15 protein-coding genes, 1 tRNA gene and 1 pseudogene are annotated in these 24,530 nt (G+C 61.2%); 8 read left to right on the forward strand and 9 right to left on the reverse strand.

The genetic code is table 11. From position 1 onward, the window contains the following. Positions 1–11 precede the first annotated feature (11 nt). The gene (xth, locus tag ACUN0E_RS27080; RefSeq protein WP_408227319.1) at positions 12–788 is read right to left on the reverse strand and encodes an exodeoxyribonuclease III; all 777 of its coding nucleotides are present in this window, start codon (positions 786–788) and stop codon (positions 12–14) included. 244 nt (positions 789–1,032) lie between these two features. Here xth and ACUN0E_RS27085 point away from each other — a divergent pair, with 244 nt between their 5' ends. After that, positions 1,033–1,320, forward strand: a complete 288-nt coding sequence (locus tag ACUN0E_RS27085; RefSeq protein ID WP_325046479.1) for a hypothetical protein — start codon at positions 1,033–1,035, stop codon at positions 1,318–1,320. A 114-nt stretch (positions 1,321–1,434) separates the two neighbouring features. Beyond that, a tRNA-Met gene (locus ACUN0E_RS27090) sits at positions 1,435–1,511 on the forward strand. Positions 1,512–1,608: 97 nt separating this feature from the next. Here the strand turns inward: ACUN0E_RS27090 and ACUN0E_RS27095 are convergent. Beyond that, positions 1,609–2,307: an aspartate/glutamate racemase family protein gene (locus ACUN0E_RS27095; RefSeq protein ID WP_445568512.1), complete on the reverse strand. Its 699-nt coding sequence runs from the start codon at positions 2,305–2,307 to the stop codon at positions 1,609–1,611. Positions 2,308–2,548: 241 nt separating this feature from the next. Between ACUN0E_RS27095 and ACUN0E_RS27100 the strand changes: the two genes are divergently transcribed. After that, positions 2,549–3,841 (forward strand): amidohydrolase family protein, encoded by a 1,293-nt coding sequence (locus ACUN0E_RS27100; protein ID WP_445568513.1) that lies wholly within the window; start codon positions 2,549–2,551, stop codon positions 3,839–3,841. A gap of 120 nt (positions 3,842–3,961) precedes the next feature. Here the strand turns inward: ACUN0E_RS27100 and ACUN0E_RS27105 are convergent, their stop codons facing one another. Beyond that, entirely contained in the window at positions 3,962–6,070 is a 2,109-nt protein-coding gene (locus ACUN0E_RS27105) for a M3 family metallopeptidase (RefSeq protein WP_445568514.1), read from the reverse strand. A 318-nt stretch (positions 6,071–6,388) separates the two neighbouring features. Here ACUN0E_RS27105 and ACUN0E_RS27110 point away from each other — a divergent pair, with 318 nt between their 5' ends. Then, complete coding sequence (locus tag ACUN0E_RS27110) at positions 6,389–7,504, forward strand: acyltransferase family protein (RefSeq protein ID WP_445568515.1); 1,116 nt, start codon at positions 6,389–6,391, stop codon at positions 7,502–7,504. Between the two features lie 66 nt (positions 7,505–7,570). On the opposite strand, the gene folD is transcribed toward ACUN0E_RS27110, so the two are convergent. The 5 genes from folD to fixL form a co-directional block, all read right to left on the reverse strand. Then, entirely contained in the window at positions 7,571–8,431 is an 861-nt protein-coding gene (gene folD / locus ACUN0E_RS27115; RefSeq protein ID WP_408333373.1) for a bifunctional methylenetetrahydrofolate dehydrogenase/methenyltetrahydrofolate cyclohydrolase FolD, read from the reverse strand. A 396-nt stretch (positions 8,432–8,827) separates the two neighbouring features. Further along, complete coding sequence (locus tag ACUN0E_RS27120) at positions 8,828–9,769, reverse strand: DUF2950 domain-containing protein (protein WP_445568516.1); 942 nt, start codon at positions 9,767–9,769, stop codon at positions 8,828–8,830. 20 nt (positions 9,770–9,789) lie between these two features. Beyond that, a complete protein-coding gene (locus ACUN0E_RS27125) occupies positions 9,790–11,091 on the reverse strand; it encodes a DUF3300 domain-containing protein (protein ID WP_445568517.1) in 1,302 nt (433 codons plus the stop codon). 528 nt (positions 11,092–11,619) lie between these two features. Next, on the reverse strand, positions 11,620–12,264 hold the full coding sequence (gene fixJ / locus ACUN0E_RS27130; protein WP_011488992.1) for an oxygen response regulator transcription factor FixJ: 645 nt from the start codon (positions 12,262–12,264) through the stop codon (positions 11,620–11,622). Further along, positions 12,261–14,777, reverse strand: coding sequence for an oxygen sensor histidine kinase FixL (gene fixL, locus ACUN0E_RS27135; protein ID WP_408210335.1), 2,517 nt, complete (start codon positions 14,775–14,777; stop codon positions 12,261–12,263). The genes fixJ and fixL overlap by 4 nt, the downstream gene beginning before the upstream one ends. Positions 14,778–15,053: 276 nt before the next feature. Between fixL and aceE the strand changes: the two genes are divergently transcribed. From aceE to lpdA, 3 genes and pseudogenes are all read left to right on the forward strand, one after another. Continuing rightward, positions 15,054–17,750, forward strand: coding sequence for a pyruvate dehydrogenase (acetyl-transferring), homodimeric type (aceE, locus tag ACUN0E_RS27140; RefSeq protein WP_408227294.1), 2,697 nt, complete (start codon positions 15,054–15,056; stop codon positions 17,748–17,750). An 86-nt stretch (positions 17,751–17,836) separates the two neighbouring features. Further along, positions 17,837–19,499 (forward strand): annotated as a pseudogene (aceF, locus tag ACUN0E_RS27145) (dihydrolipoyllysine-residue acetyltransferase). 282 nt (positions 19,500–19,781) lie between these two features. After that, positions 19,782–21,572 (forward strand): dihydrolipoyl dehydrogenase, encoded by a 1,791-nt coding sequence (gene lpdA / locus ACUN0E_RS27150; protein ID WP_445568518.1) that lies wholly within the window; start codon positions 19,782–19,784, stop codon positions 21,570–21,572. 323 nt (positions 21,573–21,895) lie between these two features. Here lpdA and ACUN0E_RS27155 read toward each other — a convergent pair whose 3' ends face one another. Next, complete coding sequence (locus tag ACUN0E_RS27155; protein WP_120290936.1) at positions 21,896–22,468, reverse strand: phasin family protein; 573 nt, start codon at positions 22,466–22,468, stop codon at positions 21,896–21,898. A gap of 794 nt (positions 22,469–23,262) precedes the next feature. Between ACUN0E_RS27155 and pbpG the strand changes: the two genes are divergently transcribed. Beyond that, positions 23,263–24,447, forward strand: a complete 1,185-nt coding sequence (gene pbpG, locus ACUN0E_RS27160; RefSeq protein ID WP_408227285.1) for a D-alanyl-D-alanine endopeptidase — start codon at positions 23,263–23,265, stop codon at positions 24,445–24,447. Positions 24,448–24,530 lie beyond the last annotated feature (83 nt).

Raw genomic sequence — 24,530 nt, forward strand, 5'->3', positions numbered from 1 at the left:
TTGCGGCGCGTTCAGTCGATCTGTGCGACGACCGGTGCATGGTCAGACGGCTGTTCCAACTTGCGCGGCACTTTGTCCACATCGCAGGACGAGCACGCTTCAGCAAGCTCTTTCGACAGCAGAATATGGTCGATGCGCAGCCCCGCATTGCGGCGGAACGCCATCATCCGGTAGTCCCACCACGAGTAGATCTTCTCCGGTTGCTCAAACTTGCGAAACGCATCGACAAGACCGAGTTCAATCAGTCGCACGAATTCGGTACGCTCTTCGGGCGACACAAGATTCTGGCCTTCCCATGCTTTCGGATCGTGTACGTCGCGATCTTCCGGCGCGATGTTGTAGTCGCCGAGCAGCGCGAGTTTCGGATACAGCACCATTTCGCTCGCGATCCAGTCGTGCAGTGCGGCGAGCCAGCGCAGCTTGTAGGCGAATTTGTCGGTGCCCGGCGCCTGGCCGTTCGGGAAGTACGCGGAGATGATGCGCACGCCTTCGACGGTCGCGGCGATCACCCGTTGCTGCGGGTCTTCGAAGCCGGGGATATTGCGCACGATAGTGCTTTCGTCGACGTTCAGGCCTTCGCGCACCAGGATGCCGACGCCGTTATAGGTCTTCTGGCCCGCGAACCAGCTCCTGTAGCCTTTCTCTTCGAGTTCGGCGCGGGGGAACTTGTCGTCGGTCAGCTTCAGTTCCTGCAGGCACAGCACATCCGTATGGCTCGTTTCGAGCCAATCGATGACATGCTGCAAGCGAACTTTGAGGGAGTTAACGTTCCAGGTGGCGATTTTCATGAAGTTCTCACATTCTTGCTGAGCAAGGCTTGGTGGGGCGCTGACCCCGCGTCTTTGCTTTATCTACCCGTCTGGCGACCCAAAATCGGATTGTCAGGATCGGGTTAATTCTGATAGTCCCGCATCTTATCGCGCGAGACGGGCGACGGTGAAAATTGCCCCGGCGGCCGTGAAAAATAAAAGCCCGATCCCTTCATGCCGCAGCGTATAGTGGGATCACATTTACACGCATCAAGGATGCACCATGGCCCAACTTTATCCAGCCCTTTATAAGGACTTCGAAGTGCATCCGCTGGTGTTTTCGCGGGAGTTCGACAAGTTCGACGGTCACAAGCGTCATGCCGAAGGGTACGACGTTGCGGTACGCGTCTGCCGGCCGGGTGCGATCGGCGGCTCGAAGGCAAGCCGCGTATTTCGTCTCGTGCTGCCGGCCACGTTCTCCGATTTCGGCGTCGCGAAACGCAGCGCGAGCCAGTACGGCGCGGACATCATCGACGGCAAAGTAGAAGGCGCTACGGTCGAAGATCTTTGAGTTGCACGCTCACGTGCTGCATGAGCGTGGACACGCGCGGCGCGCCTCGTTTGAAACTATTTCATCCGATTGTTTGACGTCTGGCTGACAGCCCGCTATAATCTTTTTCTCTGACGCGGGGTGGAGCAGTCTGGCAGCTCGTCGGGCTCATAACCCGAAGGTCGTAGGTTCAAATCCTACCCCCGCAACCAAGTATTGTTGAAAGCCCGCTAGCGCAAGCTACGCGGGCTTTTTAACTTCCAACGTCTCCTCATGCTCGCCTCATACATGCATGAGGCGAGCTTGCATTCAGTCCGACTCGATCGCCCATTCCACTGCCGCCTGCGCATGCAACGCAGTCGTGTCGAACACGGGTAACGCCGAATCCTCCGGCTTGATCAGCAAGGTGATTTCCGTGCAACCGAGAATCACCGCCTGCGCACCGCGCGCAGCGAGCCCTTCCATCACACGTTGATACACCGCACGCGAGGCGTCATTCACTTTGCCGTGGCACAGCTCGTCGTAGATGATGCGGTGCACATCCGCGCGTTCGGCTTCGTCGGGAATCAGTGTCTCGAGGCCGTAGCGCTCGCGTAAGCGTCCCGTGTAGAACGTCTGCTCCATCGTATAGCGTGTACCCAGCAAGCCCACCCGTTCGATTCCTGCGGCGCGCAGCGCGTTGCCGGTCGGATCGGCGATGTGCAGGAAGGGCACGTCGATCGCCTGTTCAATCGATTCATACACGCGGTGCATCGTGTTGGTCGCCAGTATCACCAGGTCGGCACCGCCTCGCTCGAGTTGGCATGCGGCATCGGCTAGCTGTTTGCCGAGCGCGGTCCAGTCGCCGGCACGCTGGTTGGCCTCGATCGGTGCGAAGTCGACCGTCAGCATCAGGCTGCGCGCATTGTGATGGCCGCCCAGACGCGCCTTGGCGTGCCGGTTCAGGAGCTTGTAGTACTCGGTGGACGACTCCCAACTCATCCCGCCGATCACGCCGATGGTTTTCATGGTCTTGCTCCGTGGGTGGATGAGGCAGGCACCCGTTGTGCGCCGAAGGAGGATGCCAACGTCAGTGCGGAACCCCCAGGCGTCGAACATGTGGAAGGTCGAGTATAGGCGCGCGCCGTTGCCTGGAGCCGGTACGGATTTCCCTCTGCCCACCGGTACGGCATCCTGTTAAAACGCGGCACTTGGTTTCTGACGCCGATAGAATCACCATTAGTCAAAGAGCGGTCAACAGGAGCGAATCATGGATCTGATCATCCGCCACGCGATGCTGCCGCCGAGCGCCGCGCCGCAGCAAAAGCAGCCGGTCGACATCGGCATCGAAGCGGGGCGCATCGTCGCCGTCGAACCGAATCTGGCCGCGAGCGCGCGCGAAGAAATCGACGCCGTCGGTTCGCTCGTCACGCCGCCATTCGTCGATCCGCATTTCCACATGGACGCGACGCTATCGTATGGTCTGCCGCGCGTGAACGCGTCGGGCACCTTGCTGGAAGGCATCGCGCTGTGGGGCGAACTGAAGCCGGACCTCACGCAGGAAGCCCTGGTCGAGCGTGCGTTGCATTACTGCGACTGGGCTGTCGCGCGCGGACTGCTGGCGATTCGCAGCCACGTGGATGTGTGCGATCCGCGCTTGCTCGCGGTCGAGGCGCTGGTCGAAGTGAAGCGCCGCGTTGCACCGTATCTCGACTTGCAGCTGGTTGCGTTTCCGCAGGACGGCGTCTTGCGTAGCGCAGGCGCATTCGAGAATCTCAAGCGCGCGATTGCGATGGGCGTCGACGTGGTCGGCGGGATTCCGCATTTCGAACGCACGATGGCCGATGGCGCGCTGTCCGTGCGCATGTTGTGCGAGTTCGCGGCAGAGCAGGGCTTGCGCGTCGATATGCATTGCGACGAATCGGACGATCCGATGTCGCGCCATATCGAAACGCTCGCTGCCGAAACGCACCGGCTGGGCTTGCATGGGCGCGTCACCGGTTCGCATCTCACCTCGATGCATTCGATGGACAACTACTACGTCAGCAAGCTCTTGCCGCTGATGCGCGAGTCGGGTGTCGCCGCGATCGCCAATCCGCTGATCAACATCACGCTGCAAGGCCGCAGCGACACGTATCCGAAACGGCGTGGCATGACGCGCGTGCCGGAGATGATGGCCGCGGGCATCAATGTCGCGTTCGGCCACGACTGTGTGATGGACCCGTGGTACAGCCTTGGCTCGGGCGACATGCTCGAAGTCGCACACATGGGTTTGCATGTTGCGCAGATGACGGGCGTCGACGGCATGCATGCCTGTTTCGACGCGGTCACGGTGAACGCCGCGCGTATTCTCGGTCTGGAGGGCTATGGCATCGCGCCGGGAAGCGCCGCCAACCTCGTGCTGCTCGACGCGCGCGATCCGGTCGAGGCAATTCGCTTGCGCGCCGCACGGCTCGCGGTGGTCAGTCGCGGCAAGGTGGTGAGCCGCGCGCCTGCTGCGCGTGCGGCGTTGTCGCTGGACGGGCGTCCTGCGCAGGTGGATTTCAAACTGCATCGCGGTTAGCCGGCGCGCGCAGCGTACTGACGCGTAAATGGAAAAAACCGGTGCTTGCTCACGCAAGTCACCGGTTTTTTTGTCGACGCTGGCGTGACCTGCAACGCCAACTGATGCTTCAACGCAAGATCAATGCGCGGCGGCAGGCGTCATGCCATTGTGGCGCAGCAGCGCATCGATATTCGGCTCGCGGCCGCGGAATGCCTTGAACGATTCCATCGCGGGACGGCTGCCGCCCACTTCCAGAATCTCCTTGCGATAACGCATGCCGGTCGCCTGATCGAGCACGCTGCCGCTCGCGGCTTGTGCAGCTTCTTCGAACGCGGCATACGCATCGGCGGACAGCACTTCAGCCCACTTGTAGCTGTAGTAACCTGCCGCATAACCGCCCGCGAAAATATGGCTGAACGTATTCGGCCAACGCGAGAACGAAGCTTGCGGAATCACATGGAAGCGCTCGTTGATCTCGCTCGCGAGTTCGGTCGCGTTCTTTGTGCCGGACGCATCGAAATCGGTGTGCAGTTGCATGTCGAACATCGAGAAGACGATCTGGCGCAACGTGCCGAGACCGCTCTGGAAGTTCTTCGCGGCGAGCATCTTGTCGAACAGATCACGCGGCAATGGCTTGGCGGTGTCGACGTGCGAGGTCATGTCGCTCAACACGTCCCATTCCCAGCAGAAGTTCTCCATGAATTGCGACGGCAATTCAACGGCGTCCCACTCGACGCCGTTGATGCCCGACACGCCGAGTTCATCGACACGCGTCAGCATGTGATGCAGCCCGTGACCGAACTCGTGGAATAGCGTGATCACTTCATCATGCGTGAAGCAGGCGGGTTTGCCGCCCACCGGCGCCGAGAAGTTGCAGGTCAGATACGCGACCGGCGTTTGCACGCTACCGTGCGTATGTTTGTGACGGCCGCGGGCGTCGTCCATCCAGGCGCCGCCGCGTTTGCCTTCGCGTGCATACAGGTCGAGATAGAACTGCGCGACGAGTCCGCCGTCCTGATTCTCGACGCGGAAAAAGCGCACGTCCGGATGCCACACGGCCGCTTCATCGCGACGGATGCGCACGCCGAACAGCGTTTCGGTGACCTTGAAGAGCCCCTTGAACACGACGTCTTCCGGGAAGTACTGTTTGACTTCGTTCTCGGAGAACGAATAGCGGTTCTGGCGCAAACGTTCAGCGGCAAACGTCATGTCCCATGGCTGCAGGTCGGTCATGCCGAGTTCGTTCGCGGCAAATTCGCGCAGCTCCTTCCAGTCCTGTTCGGCGTGCGGACGCGCGCGCGTGGCGAGGTCTTCGAGGAAGCTCATCACTTGTGCCGGCGACTCGGCCATCTTCGGTGCGAGCGAGACTTCGGCGAAGTTGTTGTAGCCGAGCATGTGCGCTTCTTCCGCGCGCAGCTTCAACTGATCGGCGAGCACCTGAGTGTTGTCCCACTCGGGCTTGCCGCCGCCGTATTGCGGCCCGAGTTCGGAGGCGCGCGTTACATACGCGCGGTACATCGTTTCGCGCATCGCGCGATTTTCCGAGTACTGCATCACCGGGAAATACGAGGGAAAGTGCAGCGTGAACTTGTAGCCGGTCTTGCCTTCGCGTTCGGCCGCTTCCTTCGCGGCTTCGATCACGTCCTCAGGCAGGCCGGCCAGTTGTGCTTCATCGCCGGCCTCGACAACATACGCATACGCGTTCGTCGCATCGAGCACGTGATCCGAAAACGCTTTGGACAATCCCGCCTGGCGTTCCTGCAATTCGGCGAAATGCGGCTTCTGGTCTTCCGGCAGTTCCGCGCCTGACAGTCGGAAATCGCGCAGCGCATTGCCGAGAATCTTCTTGCGCTCGCCGGTCAGCGACGAAAAATCGCTGCTGGCGTGAAGCGTCTTGTACTTCTCATAGAGCGCGAGATTCTGGCCGACGCTCGACCAGAATTCGGTGACGCGCGGCAGATTCTCGCCATACACGGCGCGCAGTTCCGGCGTATCCGCCACGGCGTTCAGATGGCCCACCACGCTCCAGGCGCGCGACAGCGGTTCGGTGGCGCGCTCGACCGGCTCGACCACGTCGGACCACGAAGCGGGCGTAATGGGTTGGGCGGCGCGCTCGACGGCGGCGGCGGCATCGGCGAGCAGGACATCGAGGGCGGGGGTGACGTGTTCGGGGCGGATCTCGCCAAAGCGCGGCAGGTCGGAGAAATCGAGGAGCGGATTGTCTTGATTCGAGGGGGTAGTGGACATAAGGCTTCCTGTCTGACGCGGGTGAACGGGTAATCGGTGCATCGACGGGCGCGCGCGATGGCGCCCCGATAACACTCCATATGGACATTATTGGGGCAGGGCGCGCCGATTCCAATCCGTCGGCAGACAAATTATCAGATGTCGCGCGCCTGTGCGCGGAGAGCGCATGGCGTACGCGGTTCGGGCGGCGGGAATGCGCCACCATGCCGCGCCCGCCATGCCGCTGCGCTCTGTGCGAAAGCGAACGGTTCGAATTGTTGCCATGCCGCATTCTGACGTGTCGCTACCGGTCAGCGACGCTTTCTGTAAGAGGTATCGATGAACCCGCTTTCGCACGCTTTATCGCGCAAGGGCAACAATTTCGACCTCGTGCGGCTCTTGGCCGCCGTTGCCGTGGTGTATGGCCATTCGTATCTGCTGCAAGCACCCGACGGCGCGACGGATTGGGTCCAGAACGCGCTTGGCTTCGACGGTTTCGGCGCGCTTGGCGTCTACGCGTTTTTTTTGCTGAGCGGCATGCTGGTGACCGCCAGTTTCGACCGGCAACGTTCGGTGCCGCGTTTTGCCGCGTTGCGCATCGCGCGCCTGTGGCCGGCGGTGGCTGGGGGCTCGCTGGTGACCGTGTTCATCCTCGGGCCGCTGTTCACGACACTGCCGCTGCGCGACTATTTCGCCTCTGGCATGACGTGGGGCAACCTCGACAATTTCTCCACCATCGTACTGAAAATCGGCTGGGCGCTGCCTGGTGTATTCGAGCACAACCGCTTTCCGGTCGACGTCTGCGCGCCGCTGTGGACGCTGCCGCTCGAAGTGCGCTGCTATCTGATCGTGATGGTGACCGGCATGCTGGGGCTGTTGTCCAGCACGCGCGGCATCGTGCTGGCGGTGGCGCTCGGATGCGCCGCGTTCGTTCTGCGCGTGCATCTGCCGCATCTGCAAATCGGGCTGCGCGACTTCAGCGAAACGCCCGGCGGCTATTCGTTCTGGCCGGAGCCGTTTTTCATGCTAGGGATGCTGCTGTACGGATGGCGCGAGCGGATCGACATCAACGGTCTGACGGCTCTCGCGCTGGCGATGGTGTTTCTGGTGTTCCGCGACACGGCTGGTGCTCAACCGCTGTTCTATCTGGCTTTTGCTTACGGCGTGCTGTGGGTGGGTTCAACGCCGCTTTTGCGGCGCTTCGTGCCGCGCCACGATTACTCGTATGGGATTTATCTGTACGGTTTCATGGTGCAGCAATGCGTCGCGAATATCGCGCCGCGGTTGAGCCATGTGACGGCGGTGCTGATCGCCGCGCCATTCATCCTGCTATGCGCGGCGCTGTCGTGGCACTTCGTGGAGCGACCGGTGCTGAAATGGTGCCGCGGGCGCCTTGCGCGTCGGCAGACGCCGCATGGCGCGGGCATCGCGGCAGGGGATCAGGCCGCACGTTGAGGGTGGGGTTCGCCGTCAACGTGGAGCGATCGGAGTTGGCTCTTTACGCGAGCCGCCGTTGCGGATTTATGCCTGTGCCGCCGCTTCGCGCTCGGCTGCTTCGATCGTGTTGACGAGCAGCATCGTGATGGTCATGGGGCCGACGCCGCCCGGCACCGGCGTGATATAGCCCGCCACTTCCTTGACGCCCGCGAAATCGACATCGCCGCACAGCTTGCCGGCTTCGTCGCGATTCATGCCGACGTCGATCACGGCAGCGCCCGGCTTCACCATGTCCGCCGTGAGAATGTTGCGCAGGCCGGTGGCGGCGACCACCACGTCGGCGTTACGCGTATGAGCGGCCAGATCGCGCGTCTTGCTATGGCAGATCGTGACGGTTGCGCCGGCTTCGAGCAGCAGCAGCGCCATCGGCTTGCCCACGATGTTCGAGCGGCCGATCACCACGGCATTCGCGCCTTGCAGCGGAATCTCGTAGGCCGCCAGCATCTTCATCACGCCGTATGGCGTGCACGGACGGAACAGCGGCCGGCCGGTCATCAGCGCACCGGCATTGGCAACGTGAAAGCCGTCGACGTCCTTTTCCGGCGCGATGGCCTCGATCACCTTGTGGCTGTCGATATGCGGCGGCAGCGGCAGTTGCACCAGAATGCCGTGGATGCGCGGATCGCGGTTCAGTTCGTCGATGCGAGCCAGCAGTTCGGCTTCCGGCAGATCGGCCGGATAGCGATCGAACGACGAACCGAGGCCGTTGTCATTGCACGCTTTGACCTTATTGCGCACATAGACTTCGCTGGCAGGATTGTCGCCGACCAGCACCACGGCGAGGCCCGGCTGATGTCCACGGGCGGTGAGGGCGGCGGCGCGCGTGGCGACGTCGGCGCGCAGGGTCTTGGAAAGGGCTAGGCCGTCGATCAGTTTGGCAGTCATGGTCGGTCGAGATGGGCAGTTTGGAAAGCGGAGCAGGGCGCAGGCGCGCATATATGGCATGTGCGGCACGTGCGATGGCGCTTTTCACCGAAAACGGGTCGGCACATGAAAAGCGCGCGGAGCGAATCGGGGATAAGCGGCGCTGCAAAGTCCGACATTATACCGGCCCGGCATGACGCACCACGTACGGATTCCAGGCGCGTGGGAGCGCCGCGGATTCGCGATGCCTTCGGGGGCGGATCCGCACTCGCGGCGGCTGCCTGGTGTGGTCGGCAGGCGTGCGTGTCGCGCGGACGTTGCCATGAATACCGGTGTTGGACACCGGCACAGATCTAAAAACAGATCGGCCGCGGGCGGCTTGTGCGCCGCCGCGGCCGTCGAGCGACGCCCGCCGCTTTACTGTTGCACCGGCTGCCAGCTATCGTCGGGGTCGAACGACTTAATGGCCGCCGCGGCGCGCGCGCTTTGCGGCCCGAGGTTCTTCTGATAGACCTGACCATCCTGATTGACGATAAAGCTCATCACGCCGGTCTTGCCGTATTCGGCCGGCGAGGCGATCAGACCGAACCCTTTGGTCATCTCGCCGTTCTCCACGTAGTTCTGTGCGCCACCCTTTGCGTGCGAACCCTGCGCCGTCAGGATCCGGTAGTGATAGCCGTGGTAAGCCTCTTTCGGCAGCGTGCCGTTGGGCATGGTGGCGGCGAGCGGTCCGAGCGGGCTTTCCGTTTCGCCGGGCGCCGTTGTCCAATACAGCCCGTCATGCTGGCCCGGCGTACTGACGAAGCGCTGTGCGTAGTGCTGGGTCAGGTTGTGATAGTCGTTTTGCGCGTCGAGATAGGCGAGCGAGGTCAGGATCGCTGCGTGTTCGTTGCGGCCGATGCGGCGTGTCAGCATCTCGTCCTGCGCGGCGGGTGGATCGAAGCGCCAGCCATGCGCGGCCTGCACGAGCGGAATCGGCAAGGTCCAGCCGCTGTCGCCGACCGCCAGATGCGCGGTTGCGCGGCCCTTGCTCTTCACAGGGTCTTCGACGATCTGATGTCCTTTCGACCATGCGCCGAGGAACTGGTAGATGTCGTCCTCGCCGATTCCTTCGGAAGGAATGAAGCGATGAAAATCGTTGCCGAGCACGTGCTTGAGCGCGTTTTCGTCGTTGCGGGCCAACGCGTCGACGAACGCACTGGCGGCGTCGTCAGCACTCGGATAGACCGCCTGCGCGTGTGCGGCGGTCGTGCCGAGCAGCAGTGCCGGCGCCACCAGCAGGGTACCCATCGTGCCAAGGGCGAGGGCGAATGTCAGTGCGCGGACGCGTAAGGCGCCCCGTGGAAATAAGCGAATCATCAGAGACTCCTCTTGATCGTTCAACGGTTGCGGCCGAGGTGGCGCTCACCACCGCCGCCACCGCCCAGTCGGCCGCCACCACCGCCGCGCTGGATGCCGCCGCCGTTTGCACCGAGACCGCCGCCCGTGCGTTGCTGGCCGCCACCGTTGGCGCCGAAGCCACCGCTGCCGGAACGGTTCGCGGCTGCGTTGCGGCTCGCCTCGCCACGCTGCGTGTCCTGCCGCGCGCTGTTGCCGTCGCCGGCGCCGCGCAACGCGTTATCGCGATTGGCGTTCTGCGCGCGGTTTTGCAGATCGGTGTTCGCGGTGCCGCCCTGGTGAATCCCCTGCACGCGCTGGCTCGCGTTGCCACTCAGATTCTGGCCGGTACGATTCTGCAAGGTCTGCTGCGCCTGGGCGCGGGCGGCGTCGTCACGTCCGCGGTAGGCATCGCGTTGCGCACCGCCGAGGTTGTTGTTGACGTTGCGGTTGAGATTCGCATTGTTGACGTTGCGATTAACGTTGGTGTTGCGGTTCCAGTTCGTCGTGCTGCTGTTCACGTTGAGCCGGTTGTTCACATTGATGTTGTTGTACCGGTTCACGTTGATGTTGACGTCATGTGTGTTCCAGTTGAAGCCACCCCACAGCGAATTGGCAACGGCGACGCCGGCGCCGAACGCAAGGCCTGCAGCCAAACCGGACGCGATTGCATAACCGGGCGGCGGCGGGACATACACGGGCGGGTAGGCGGGATAGGGCCATGTGCCGTAGACGACAGTCGGGTTATACGTCGGCACGTACACCACTTGCGGATTGGCCGGCACGATCTGAATCGTGCTTTGCTCGACCACGACTTTCTGTTGCGAACTCGTCTTCAGATTGCCTGCCGCTTGCGCCTGTTTGCGCAAGCGCTGCACAGAGTCCATCACGTCATTCGGCTGACCGAGAAAGGCGGTGCCGAGTTGCGAGACCCAGTCGGGTTTCGACGCCATCGTCGCGAGGACCTGCGGGAAGGCGACCAGCGATTGCACGCTGGGATCCCACGGTTCGGATGCGACTGCCTTCACGGCGTCGTCGCCTTGCAGCTTCGAGTTCGCTTTCGACCATGCGGCTGCGACCTGCACGTCTTGAGGGAAAGTGGCGGCCATCAGCACCTGCGCGAGCAGGGCATCGGGATAGAGCGCGATGGGTGCAGTCAGCGAATCGAGTTGCTGGGTCGACATCTTCGCGGCACTTTGCGCATAGACTGCGCCTGGCATGGCCAGACCGGCGAAGAGTGGCGCGCCCGCAAGTGCGGCGCAAACAAGCAACACACGCGAACGGTGTGTTCCGGATCGTTTCACGATGAAATCCTCCCGGGTGCGTTAGACGCGCGAAGTCAATGCGCAGCGCATGCTGCGTTGCTTCGGCGCAAAGGAATGGAGAAGGAAGCGAGTAAAGGCCGGCTCAGTTTTGCTTGAGCCGTTCGATAGAACAGATCCCCCAGCAATGCGGTTGAACCACGGTAACTGCTTTGCATCGCCTTGCGACGCACACACGAAAACGGCAGCACACCTGTCATGCGTTTCATCGGGCATCAACGGTTCCTGTTGAGGAGTTCTGTGTAAATTAAGGGGCGCAGCGAAGCTTGTCAATCTTGCCGGAGGAAAGAAATTATTGCCGCGCGACGTAAGCGCATGCTGAGTAATGCGTAATGATTAACGGATGCGAACGTGGATGCGGGCGTGTTGAGCCATGCCGCCCGTCGTTGTTGCGAAGCGGGGGAAGAGAGGAGAAGTAGATGAGGCAGGCCGGACTGTTCGACAGCCCGGCCGTTGACACCGCACACAGTCACGACCCCGGCCTGTGCCGCGGTCGCTATGCTTATCGGTTTATTGCGCCGGTTGCGGTTTGTTCGACAACGCGAGGCGCAGCAGATCGGCGACCGTGTTGACGTTGAGCTTTTCCATGATGTTCGCGCGGTGCGCTTCAACCGTCTTGATGCTGATGCCGAGGTCGTCGGCGATCTGCTTGTTCAGGCGGCCGGCAATAATGCGCTCAAGCACCTGATGCTCACGCGCGGTCAGCTTGCCTAGGCGCTCCGCAGCGGCGCGCTGTTGCTGCACGCTGGTGCTTTCGCTGCGCGCCTTGTCGAGCATGCGCTCGACAAGCTTGCGCAGTTCGGCTTCGTCGAATGGTTTTTCGATGAAGTCCATGGCGCCTTTTTTCATCGTCGACACGGCCATCGGCACATCGCCGTGACCCGTCACGAAGATGATCGGCAGCGAGGCGTTGTCGGCGATCAGGCGTTCCTGCAACTCGAGCCCGCTCATTCCGGACATCCGCACATCGAGAATCAGACACGCGATCTGGCCCGGATGCGTATGCGGCTGCCATGCGTCGATGAACTGCTCGGCGCTGGAGAAGCATTGCACGCGGTAGCCGTTCGCCTCCAGCAGCCAGCGCAGCGAATCTCGTACGGCCTCATCGTCGTCGACGACAAAGACAGTTTCCTGTGTGGTGACTGGGCTGTTCATAGCTCTCCCGTAACGGTTTGTGGTGTCGGCGCCTCTGACCCGCCGTTGCTCGGGCCGTCGGGCTCTCCAATAGGCAGACTGCAATGGAACGTGGCGCCTGTGATGTGGCCGTCAGATTCGACGTTGTTGACCACCCACAGACGGCCGCGGTGCGATTCGATAATCGAACGGCAAATGTTCAGCCCCATGCCCATACCATCGGACTTGGTGCTGTAAAACGGTTCGAACAGCCGCTCGGCTGTCGCTTCGTCGACGCCCGGTCCCTGGTCGACAACACTGATGCAGACAAACCCGCCTTCCAGCCGGACGACCACGCGAATCACGGGGTCGACGGCATTCGGGCGCGCATCGTGCATCGCTTCGGCACCGTTCTTCAGCAGGTTCACCAGCACCTGCTCGATCAGCACCGGGTCGACATAGATCACCGGCAGGCGCGAGCGCAGATCGGTCACGATGCGAATCTTGCGCTTGCGCGCTTCGAGTTCGGCGAGACCCACGGCATCGGCCACGATATCGGCCACGCGCGTGGCCTGGCGTTTCGGCTCGCTGCGTTTCACGAATTCGCGAATGCGCTTGATGATCATGCCGGCTCGCACCGCCTGTTGGGCGGTTTTCTCGAGCACGGGCAGAAGATTGTCAGGCGTCGTCCGACCGGATTTAACCAGTGCTACGGTTCCTGAGCAATAGTTATTGATCGCGGCGAGCGGCTGGTTCAGTTCGTGCGCGAGGGATGAGGCCATTTCGCCCATCGTCATCAGGCGGCTGGTGAACTGCAGCTTCTCGTCCTGTTGGCGCGAAAGTTCCTGAGCCTGCTTGCGGGTGGTGATGTCGGTCGCGATCTGCATCTGCGCGAGGTGGCCGTCCACCCACTGAATGTACTGGCGGCGCACTTCGAACCATTTCTGGATGCTCTGGACGTAGATTTCCTGCGCATCGGCTGTGCTTTCGGTCAAGGCGGCGGCGGGCAGGCCCGCGTAGGTATCCACCATATCGATCGAATCGGACGACGCCTGTGCGCTATCGAACCCGCCGCCTGCCAATTCCAGATGGCCGTCCGGGCGAATGCCGAAGAGGTGACGGTAGTAGCGGTTGGCGAACAGCAGTTCGGCTTCGTCGGCGGCCAGCACGGAGACAGCGGCGTCCAGACTTTCGAGCACGGTCGTGAAGCGCTCGTGTGCAGCGGCGAGTTCTTCGCGCGCGCGTTTCGGTTCGGTGATGTCAGTCATCGACGACATCCAGCCGGTCTGGCGCCCCGAGCTGTCGATCAGCGGCGACACATAGAGACGCGCGTGGAACAGCGAACCGTCCTTGCGGCGCACCCGCAATTCGAAGCCGGAAGAGGGCGCCTTGCCGCGCAGCGTCATATCGAGCTGGCGTTGCATCTCTGGGTAAGCGTCGCGTGGCCAGTAGGCGAACGGCGCGTTCTTGCCGACCAGATCGCTTTCGTCCCAGCCGGTCATGCGGCAAAACGCCGGATTGACGTGAGTGATGCGGCCGTGCATGTCAAGCACGCGCATGCCGATCAGCACCGAGTTTTCCATCGCGCGCCGGAAGAACGCTTCGGCGTAAAGCGCCTGTTGCGCTTCGAAGCGTTGCCGCGTGTGTTTCCACAAGCTCCACAGACTCCACAACACGAAGCACGACAGGCCGGCCACCAGCCAGACCAGTGTGTTGTTGGTGAAGTTGGTCATCTGCGGGAACGCGTAGACGCGTACCGAGACGCCCTGGCCTGGCGGGTCGAGCGGCAGATCGTAGAACATGTCGCGCGGCAGGCGCGGGCGGGTCGACGTGGTGGTCAACTCGCGATTGTTCACGTCGATGATCGAGATTTTGTATTTGGCCGACAATTCGGGCGGAATGTCGTGCTTCAGTATCCCTTCTACCGAGAACACGGCGGCAATCGTGCCGAGGAAGTCGCGGTCGCGATAGACCGGCGTTTGCAACGTAATGTAGCCGTTGCCGACGTCGTCGTAGATCAGTGGCGAGTACACCTGGCGGCGCGTATTGCGCGCCTCGTTGAACGCGGCTTTGACGGCATCGTCCATCTGGGCGTCGTTCGGCTTGGCAAGGCGCTGGCCGAACACGGGCAAGGCGGTATTGGGCCAGCGCGGCTGCTGCTGGCTCGTGTACCAGTTCATATAGAGGATCTCGGGATGCCCCTGCATGATGTCCGTGGTGGACACCTGGAATGAATGCGGATCGGCGTGGCCGGCGACGAGATCGCGGGCGAGGGCCTGAATCTGTTCCTGCGCGCCGGTCATGGACAGGCGGATCTGCTGCTGCGCCCACGCGACGTTACGGTAGAGCGTGTCTTCCTGCTGCTGCTGTTCGCGCCGGTTCAGACTCCACAAAATCAGGCTCATGACGACCAGGAAAACCAGGATCGACAACAGCGGCGTAAGCAAATAGGAGTTCGACCACCACGGTCCGTGGTGCCAGCGGGAGGACGGCGTCGAATCCGCCGGCGAACCGGCGGTGCGCGCCGAGCGAGCGAAAAGCCGTTCGGTCAACATGCGTGGCATTGTAGCGCAGCGAGTCACTAGCAAATGGCGCAAAAAAGCACTGAAAGTACCGTTAATCGGCGCAAACTAGCCGACGTATCCGTCGATCGACAGTCAAATCAGGTTGCGCCGCAGCAATTTTTCGCATTATGAGAACCAATCTCGTAATTCGAAAATTTTGTTGCGCGGACGTCGGGACCCCTTTTACAATCGGCCGAAGCTGCCGCGGCCGTGCTTCGTCCGCGTCGTCTGTTCAAAAGAGCGTTCCTCTATATCCAGGAGACGAGCATGTCCGCTGTACCCGACGAAGTCATGAAATATGTCGCCGCCGAGAAAGACGACGATCCCCAGGAAACCGGCGAATGGCTGGAAGCGCTGGATGGCGTGATTTCTGCTGTGGGCCCCGATCGCGCCCACTATCTGATCGAGAAACAGATCGAATTCGCCCGTGTACACGGCGAACATCTGCCGTTCTCCGCTAACACCCCGTACATCAACACGATTCCCGTGTCGCGTCAGGCGCCGATTCCCGGCGACCAGGATCTCGAACACCGCATCCGTTCGTACACGCGCTGGAACGCCATTGCCATGGTGCTGCGCGCGGGCAAGGACACGAACGTCGGCGGTCACATCGCTTCGTTCGCGTCGGCTGCCACGCTGTACGACGTCGGCTATAACCATTTCTGGCACGCACCGTCGGCTGAACATGGCGGCGATCTCGTGTTCGTGCAGGGCCATTCGTCGCCGGGTGTGTACTCGCGCGCGTTCCTGCTCGGCCGTCTGACCGAAAACCAGCTCGACAATTTCCGTCAGGAAGTGGGCGGCGAGGGCATCTCGTCGTATCCGCATCCGTGGCTGATGCCGGATTTCTGGCAATTCCCGACCGTCTCGATGGGCCTCGGCCCGATCATGGCGATCTATCAGGCGCGCTTCATGAAGTACATGCAGGCGCGCGGCATCGCGAAGACGACCGGTCGCAAGGTCTGGGCCTTCCTCGGCGACGGCGAAACCGATGAACCGGAATCGCTCGGCGCGATTGGCATGGCCGGCCGCGAACGCCTCGACAACCTGGTGTTCGTGATTAACTGCAACCTGCAGCGTCTCGACGGCCCGGTACGCGGCAACGGCAAGATCATCCAGGAACTCGAAAGCGAATTCCGCGGCGCCGGCTGGAACGTCATCAAGGTTATCTGGGGCAGCCGCTGGGATGCGCTGTTCCAACGCGACAAATCGGGCGCGTTGATGCGCCGGATGATGGAAGTCGTCGACGGCGAATACCAGACGTACAAGTCGGAGTCGGGCGCGTTTGTTCGCGAACACTTCTTCAACACGCCGGAACTGAAGGCGCTGGTCGCCGAATGGTCCGACGAGGACATCTGGAATCTGAACCGCGGCGGTCACGATCCGCACAAGATCTACGCAGCATTCCAGGAAGCGTCGAATTCGCAAGGCCAGCCCACCGTCATTCTCGCGAAGACGATCAAGGGCTACGGCATGGGCGAAGCGGGCCAGGCGATGAACATCACCCACCAGCAGAAGAAACTGCACGTGGATCAGCTGAAGAAATTCCGCGACCAGTTCCGTCTGCCGATCTCCGACGAAGACCTCGTCAACGTGCCGTATCTCAAGTTCGAAGAAGGTTCGAAAGAACTCGAGTACATGCGCGCTCGCCGTCAGGACCTCGGCGGCTATCTGCCGGCGCGCCGTCAGAAGGCCGAGCCGCTGCCGGTCCCGGAACTTTCGGCATTCGAGCCGCTATTGAAGGGTACGGGCGAAGGCCGCGAGATCTCCACGACGATGGCGTTCGTGCGGATACTGAACATCCTGCTGAAGGACAAGGCGCTCGGCAAACGCATCGTGCCGATCGTGCCGGACGAGTCGCGTACCTTCGGTATGGAAGGCCTGTTCCGCCAGATCGGTATCTGGAATCAGGAAGGCCAGAAGTATGTGCCGGAAGACTCCGACCAGCTGATGTTCTACCGCGAATCGGAAACCGGCCAGATCCTGCAGGAAGGGATTAACGAAGCCGGTGGTATGTGTGACTGGATCGCAGCCGCGACGTCGTACTCGACGCACGGCGAGATCATGATCCCGTTCTACATCTTCTACTCGATGTTTGGCTTCCAGCGTATCGGTGACCTGGCATGGGCTGCGGGCGACATGCGTTCGCGCGGCTTCCTGCTGGGCGGTACGGCTGGCCGCACGACGCTGAACGGCGAAGGTCTGCAACACGAAGACGGCCATTCGCTGCTGTGGGCGGCATCGGTGCCGAACTGCATCAGCTATGACCCGACCTTCGGTTACGAACTTGCCGTCATCATGCAAGACGGTCTGCGCCGCATGGTGGCCGACCAGGAAGACGTGTACTACTACGTCACGGTGATGAACGAGAACTACGAGCACCCGGCAATTCCGCAGGGCGAGTCCGTAGCGGCCGACATCATCAAGGGTATGTACTCGTTCAGGAAGGCCGATGCTGATAAGAAGGCGCCGCGCGTTCAGCTGATGGGTGCCGGCACGATCTTCAACGAAGTGATCGCCGCTGCCGACCTGCTGAAGAACGACTGGGGCGTCGCTGCCGACCTGTGGAGCGTACCGAGCTTCACCGAACTGGCTCGCGAAGGTCACGAAGTTCAGCGCTGGAACCTGCTGCACCCGAGCGATGAGAAGAAGGTCTCGCACGTCGAAAAGCTGCTGAAGGATGCGCAAGGTCCGGTCATCGCATCGACCGACTACGTGCGCGCGCTGACCGAACAGATCCGCGCGTTCGTGCCGCAGAAGTTCGTCGTGCTGGGTACGGATGGCTACGGCCGTTCGGACACACGTGAAAAGCTGCGTCACTTCTTTGAAGTCGACCGCTACTGGGTCACGGTTGCCGCGTTGAATGCACTGGCAGATGAAGGCACGATCGAACGCAAGGTCGTCGCCGAGGCGCTCAAGAAGTACAACCTTGATCCCGCCAAACCCAACCCGATGACCGTCTAAGGCATCATTCCCCGTGTGCCACGGCGTGCGCGCCTGTCCCTGACGACCAGGGGCGGGTGGCGTGCGCGGCCCAGGAGACACTAACAATGAGTCAAGCGATCGAAGTCAAGGTGCCGGACATCGGCGATTACAAGGACATTCCTGTGATCGAGGTGCTGGTGAAGGCGGGTGATACCGTCGAGAAAGAGCAATCGCTCGTTACGCTGGAATCTGACAAGGCGACCATGGACGTGCCGAGCCTCGGCCGCCGGTGTCGTCAAGGAAGTGAAGGTCAAGGTCGGCGACAACGTGTCGGAAGGCTCGCTGATCGTCGTGCTGGAAGGCGAGGGTGCGGCTGCTGCCGCGCCGGCGCCCGCTGCGGCACCTGCACCTGCGCCCGCGGCGTCACCTGCTGCTGCTCCGGCAGCGGCGCCTGCCGCCGCTGGCGGTGGTGGTCTGCAAGAAGTCAAAGTGCCGGATATCGGCGACTACAAAGACATTCCCGTGATCGAAGTCTCGGTGAAGGTCGGTGATCGCGTCGAGAAAGAGCAGTCGCTGGTGACGCTCGAATCCGATAAGGCGACCATGGACGTGCCGAGCTCGGCCGCCGGCGTCGTCAAGGAAGTGAAGGTCAAGGTCGGCGATAACGTGTCGGAAGGCTCGGCCATCGTCGTGCTGGAAGCGGATGGTGCTGCTGCGCCGGCTGCGGCTCCCGCACCCGCGCCTAAGCAGGGCGCGGTCGAGAAGCCCTCGGACGCGCCGGCTGCTCCGTCGCCCGCTCCGGCTTCGCCGTCTGCGCTTGCACACGCGCCGCTGATTCAGGCTGGCGAGGGCGGCGCTCGCCGTGCGAGCCACGCTTCGCCGTCCGTGCGCAAGTTCTCGCGCGAACTCGGTGTCGACGTGACGCAGGTGCAGGGCACGGGTCCGAAGGGTCGCATTACGCAAGCGGACGTGACCGGCTTCATCAAGGGTGTGATGACGGGGCAGCGTGCTGCACCGGCAGGTGCTGCTGCGCCGGCCGCTGGCGGTGGTGGCGAGCTGAACCTGCTGCCGTGGCCGAAGGTGGACTTCACGAAGTTCGGTCCGGTCGATCCGAAGCCGCTGTCGCGCATCAAGAAGATCTCGGGCGCGAATCTGCATCGCAACTGGGTCATGATTCCGCACGTCACGAACAACGACGAAGCGGACATCACCGATCTCGAAGCGCTGCGCGTGCAGTTGAACAAGGAAAACGAAAAGGCCGGCGTGAAGATCACGATGCTGGCGTTCGTGATCAAGGCGGTGGTTTCCGCGTTGAAGCAATTCCCGACGTTCAACGCCAGCCTCGACGGCGACAACCTGGTGTTCAAGCAGTACTTCCATATCGGGTTCGCTGCCGATACGCCGAATGGTCTGGTCGTTCCGGTGATTCGCGATGCGGACAAGAAGGGTTTGATCGACATCGCCAAGGAAATGACCGAGCTGTCGAAGGCTGCGCGCGACGGCAAGCTGAAGCCGGATCAGATGCAGGGTGGCTGCTTCTCGATTTCATCCCTGGGTGGCATTGGCGGGACTAACTTCACGCCGATTATCAATGCGCCGGAAGTTGCCATTCTTGGGTTGTCGCGTGGCGCGATGAAGCCGGTTTGGGATGGCAAGCAGTTTGTGCCGCGACTGATTCTGCCGCTGTCGTTGTCGTATGACCATCGGGTGATTGATGGTGCTGCGGCGGCGCGGTTCAATGCGTATCTGGGTGCGATTCTTGCCGATTTTCGGCGTGTGATTCTTTGATGTGATGACGTCGCTGTGGCGCCGGGGGCGTGGGTTTTTGCTGGTGATCCACGTCTCTCGTTGAACTTGTTTTCATGTCGGTCTATTAGCGTCGCCCCTGTGCGGGGCAGCACCTACTTTTCTTTGTCTTCCAAAGAAAAGTAGGCAAAAGAAAGGCGCGTCCTTGGGCGGACGGCAAAGGCTGATTCTGTCCAGCACGCTGCCAGCTTTTGCGCTGTTTTTAGGCTGCTTGATTCCGTTCACGCTGCCTCATCATCACGATCAATAAGAGAAGGGGACACTATGAGTCTCGTCGAAGTAAAAGTGCCGGATATCGGTGACTTCAAGGACGTCGATGTCATCGAAGTCAATATCAAACCGGGCGATGTCATCGAGAACGAACAGGCGCTGATGACGCTCGAGTCCGACAAGGCCTCCATCGAAGTGCCGAGCGATACCGCCGGCACAGTCAAGGAAGTACGCGTCAAAGCCGGCGACAAAGTTTCGCAAGGCACGATCATCGCGCTGGTCGAAACGTCGGCAGACGCGGGAGCGGCTAAAGAGGCACCGAAGGCTGCGGCCAAAGAACCCGAGAAAGCGCCCGCGCCTGCAGCGCAAGCTGCGGCCGCTGCGCCGAAGGCTGCCGCACCCGCACCGCAAGCCGGTAGCTTCTCCGGCAACGCGGATATCGAGTGCGACATGCTCGTGCTCGGTTCGGGCCCCGGTGGATACTCGGCTGCGTTCCGCTCGGCCGACCTCGGTATGAAAACGGTGCTGGTCGAACGTTATGCAACGCTCGGCGGTGTCTGTCTGAACGTCGGTTGTATTCCGTCGAAGGCGTTGTTGCACACCGCTCTCGTCATCGACGAAGCGGAAGCCCTCGGCGCGCATGGCATCACGTTCGCCAAGCCGCAAATCGATCTCGACAAGCTGCGCGACTTCAAGTCGGGCGTCGTCAAGAAGCTCACCGGCGGTCTCGCCGGTATGGCGAAAGCGCGCAAGGTCGAAGTCGTGACGGGTAACGGCTCGTTCGTCGATCCGCATCACATGGAAGTGCAGACCGAAGGCGGCAAAAAAGTCGTCAAGTTCAAGCAGGCAATCATCGCCGCGGGCTCGGAAGCGGTGAAATTGCCGTTCATTCCGGAAGATCCGCGTGTGGTCGATTCGACCGGTGCGCTCGAACTCCGTCAGATTCCGCAACGCATGCTGGTGATCGGGGGCGGCATCATCGGGCTGGAAATGGCGACGGTCTACGCCACGCTCGGCGCCAAGATCGATGTGGTCGAAATGCTCGACTGCCTGATGGCCGGCGCGGATCGCGATCTGGTCAAGGTCTGGGAGAAATACAACAGCAAGCGTTTTGCCAACGTCATGCTGAAGACCAAAACCACTGCAGCGGAAGCGAAAGACGACGGCATCTACGTGTCGTTCGAAGGCGAAAAAGCCCCGGCCGAAGCGCAACGCTATGACCTCGTGCTGGTCGCCGTCGGCCGTACGCCGAATGGCAAGAAGATCGGTGCGGATAAGGCAGGCGTGGCCGTAACGGATCGCGGCTTCATCGACGTCGACAAGCAGATGCGCACGAACGTGCCGCATATCTTCGCGATCGGCGATATCGTCGGTCAGCCGATGCTCGCGCACAAAGCCGTGCACGAAGGTCACGTCGCCGCTGAAGTGGCGCACGGCGAGAAGGCTTACTTCGACGCGCTGCAGATTCCGTCAGTGGCCTACACCGATCCGGAAGTGGCATGGGCCGGCAAGACGGAAGACCAACTGAAGGCCGCGGGCATCAAGTACGGCAAAGCAGTGTTCCCGTGGGCAGCCTCGGGCCGCGCAATCGCCAACGGCCGTGACGAAGGCTTCACCAAGCTGCTGTTCGACGAAGAAACGCATCGTGTGATTGGCGGTGGGATCGTCGGTCTGAACGCGGGCGACCTGATCAGCGAAGTCTGTCTCGCGATCGAAATGGGTGCGGACGCAACGGATATCGGTAAGACGATTCACCCGCACCCGACGCTCGGCGAATCGATCGGGATGGCCGCCGAGTTGTACGAAGGCGTTTGTACCGACTTGCCGCCGCAGAAAAAGAAGTAATGCGGTTGGTAGGCTCACCTGCATGCAGGTGAGCTGGAAGCAACAGAGGCAAAAAAACGGCGCGCCCTGTAAAGGGCGCGCCGTTTTCTATTTGCAGCAGACAGCGCAAAGCGTTTGTCGTGGCGCACCGCATGAAACATGCGCTGCGCACTCTGACCGAGGGGAAAAAAATCCCGGCCTTTCGCCGGGCAAACGATACGTCATTCAACGTATCGGAGCGTTCGGCCAGATAAAACCGTGTGAGCGGCACGGCACGACGCTGTTGCTTGCGATAACGCCGGCCCAGCCTGTGAGGCGGGCCGGCGTGATGTGATGCCTGAAACTTAGACTGCCTTCTTTGCCGAGCGCGATGCTTGTGCCGCGGCTTGCGACGCTGCCTTCGATGCGGCCGTTGCGGCTGCATTGAAGTTGCTTTCGGCGATTTCGACAGCTTGCTTGGTTGCCTTGTGGACCGTTTCGTACGTGGTGTTGGCGGCGGTGATAGCCGACTTCATCACGGCGACAGCGGTTTCCGAACCGGCCGGAGCATTCTTTGCAACGTTCTCGACGAGCGCCTGAACCTTGCGGTTCTGCTCTTCGAATTGGGCTTCCGCGACGCGGGTGAATTCACCCTGCGTTGCCGAAACGATTTCATACACGTGACGGCCGTACGACAGCGCCTTTTCAGCCACCGGCTGTGCAAGGCTTGCTTGCAGCGCCAGCAATTCCTGCGCGTCCTTCACCGACAGTGCGCGCTGGGCATTTTCCTGGCTTTCCGCGAGCGTCGACTTCACGACTTGCAGGTTCAGCTCAACCAGCTTTTCGACGCCCTCAAATGCTTTGGTCGTCAGGCCGAACAACGTTTCAAAGTTGGCTTTCTGGGCTGCGGCGAATTGCTCAGGGGTCAGCAGAGTCATGGTTTACGCTCCTGGATTGCGGCCTGTCTGTGCGGACCGCATTGGGTTGGTGGCGAGACGCTTTAAAGATCGTCTCTCCGGACCGCGATGTATTGTGCATCGCAGCAATGGTTCCCATTTTAGGATGGCCACAACGAATGTCAAGCGTTTTTTGTGCGTCGCACAATGTTAAGAAATTGCTGATAAAACAATGCCTTATGCAGTAGGCATGACATTCATATGATGCAAGTTAATTTGTCCATTGCACTATGCTGGTGCGAGAGGAAACTGCATTTGTTACCGATTTCAGGAGGGATTTTGACCGCTTGACGAGGAGTGGCGCCGACGCAAACGTGGTGTCGGCATTTGACAAAAAATCCATCAATTGGCCATTCCGATGTAAACCGGAAAGTGTCACGGAACGTTAATGTTCTATGCCGGTCCAATGCGCGTTGGCGGTCTCCAGCAGATGTTTAACAGACTGCAGCGAGACCCCGGCGACGTTCTGATGCTCCGGCACGTTGCGCCGGCAAGGCTTTAGACGCTTGCGCTCAGACCGTATTTCCCCTGATCAAGGTTGTCTCGAAATTGCCGTTATGCTGAAAGAATCGTCTTGATTCCAGCATCTGGCGGCAAAGGCGAGGCAAAGCGCGCCGGCGATCGTTTTTTTCGATCGGCGCGTGGCACTTATTTGTGTTTTTGCGATCGGAGCTTACAAGCCGGTTTAAGGAGCGCGTATAAGTGCTTCAAATTGCTAATTTTTCATTGTTTTACTACACTTGCGGAAACCTCTCGCCGCTCCCTACCGAACACCCATGAAAACCGACATGTTTTCGTCGCTAAAAGTGATCCACGGCGCGGCCCGCAGCACCGCTCTGTCGGTGGCCGCCTCCATGGTCATCGCAGCGGCGTTCGCCGCGCCTGTCAGCACTTTTGCCGCCACGCCCGCTACAACCGCAAAAACCTCCAAACACGCGAAAGCAGCCAAAAAGCCTGCCGCAGCCGCTGCCGACAAAGTGTCGAGCAAGAAGGCCGCCAAAGGCGCCGCTGCGAAGACCGTCGCCGCCGCGGATGACAACGCGCCGCGCGCGAGTGTCAAGCGCAAGCGCGTAACGTATACGTCGAACGGCCGCCACCGTTCCGTGGTGCGCCGCGTCGCATATGAACCGCGTCCGCCTACTGTCGGCCAGGCTTTTGGTTTGCACGAAACGCCGGACGCGCTGATGCTGCGTTCAAGCGTTGCCTACGTGATCGATCAGAACTCCGGCGAATCGCTGTTCGACAAGAATTCGCGCGCCGTGGTGCCGATCGCGTCGATCACCAAGCTGATGACCTCGATGGTCGTGCTCGATTCGAAAGAGCCGATGACCGACCAGATCGAAGTCACCGACGAAGACCGCGACTACGAGAAGAACACGGGCTCGCGTCTGTCGGTGGGCTCGGTGCTCTCGCGTGAAGACATGCTGCACATCGCGCTGATGGCCTCGGAAAACCGCGCGGCCGCAGCGCTGTCGCGTTACTTCCCGGGTGGCCGTCCGGCGTTCCTCGCGGCCATGAACGCGAAGGCCAGGCAACTCGGCATGACCGACACACACTTCGAAAACCCTACGGGTTTGACGAGCCAGAACGTGTCGAGCGCGCGTGACCTCGTGAAGATGGTCAACGCGGCGTATCAATATCCGCTGATCCGCAAGTTCTCGACCGATCACAGCTACGAGGTGTACACCGGCAAGCGTTCGCTGGCGTACAACAGCACGAATGCACTGGTGCGTAACCCAACGTGGGACATCGGTCTGCAGAAGACCGGCTTCATCAACGAAGCGGGCGAGTGCCTTGTGATGCAGGCGACCATTCATGGTCGTCCGATGATCATGGTGCTGCTCGACTCGTCGGGTAAGTACTCGCGCTTTGCAGACGCGACGCGTCTGCGCACGTGGCTCGACAACGGCGGCGATCAGCCGCGCATTACCAGTGCGGATGCCGGCGGCGCCGGTACCTGAAGTGGGCTAGCATGTTTTAGTGGTCGGTTTTCGGACCGGCCAGAAAAAAGCCTCGCAGACGCGAGGCTTTTTTATTGAGCCGA

Source organism: Paraburkholderia sp. D1E (assembly GCF_052682275.1).

Coding starts and splice junctions, on each gene's coding strand:
- fixL (WP_408210335.1), bottom strand. CDS start 14,777: ATGTTGACCGAACGGCTTTTCGCTCGCTCGGCGCGCACCGCCGGTTCG.
- ACUN0E_RS27100 (WP_445568513.1), top strand. CDS start 2,549: ATGGATCTGATCATCCGCCACGCGATGCTGCCGCCGAGCGCCGCGCCG.
- ACUN0E_RS27110 (WP_445568515.1), top strand. CDS start 6,389: ATGAACCCGCTTTCGCACGCTTTATCGCGCAAGGGCAACAATTTCGAC.
- aceE (WP_408227294.1), top strand. CDS start 15,054: ATGTCCGCTGTACCCGACGAAGTCATGAAATATGTCGCCGCCGAGAAA.
- lpdA (WP_445568518.1), top strand. CDS start 19,782: ATGAGTCTCGTCGAAGTAAAAGTGCCGGATATCGGTGACTTCAAGGAC.
- ACUN0E_RS27095 (WP_445568512.1), bottom strand. CDS start 2,307: ATGAAAACCATCGGCGTGATCGGCGGGATGAGTTGGGAGTCGTCCACC.
- folD (WP_408333373.1), bottom strand. CDS start 8,431: ATGACTGCCAAACTGATCGACGGCCTAGCCCTTTCCAAGACCCTGCGC.
- ACUN0E_RS27155 (WP_120290936.1), bottom strand. CDS start 22,468: ATGACTCTGCTGACCCCTGAGCAATTCGCCGCAGCCCAGAAAGCCAAC.
- pbpG (WP_408227285.1), top strand. CDS start 23,263: ATGAAAACCGACATGTTTTCGTCGCTAAAAGTGATCCACGGCGCGGCC.
- ACUN0E_RS27120 (WP_445568516.1), bottom strand. CDS start 9,769: ATGATTCGCTTATTTCCACGGGGCGCCTTACGCGTCCGCGCACTGACA.
- ACUN0E_RS27085 (WP_325046479.1), top strand. CDS start 1,033: ATGGCCCAACTTTATCCAGCCCTTTATAAGGACTTCGAAGTGCATCCG.
- xth (WP_408227319.1), bottom strand. CDS start 788: ATGAAAATCGCCACCTGGAACGTTAACTCCCTCAAAGTTCGCTTGCAG.
- ACUN0E_RS27105 (WP_445568514.1), bottom strand. CDS start 6,070: ATGTCCACTACCCCCTCGAATCAAGACAATCCGCTCCTCGATTTCTCC.
- fixJ (WP_011488992.1), bottom strand. CDS start 12,264: ATGAACAGCCCAGTCACCACACAGGAAACTGTCTTTGTCGTCGACGAC.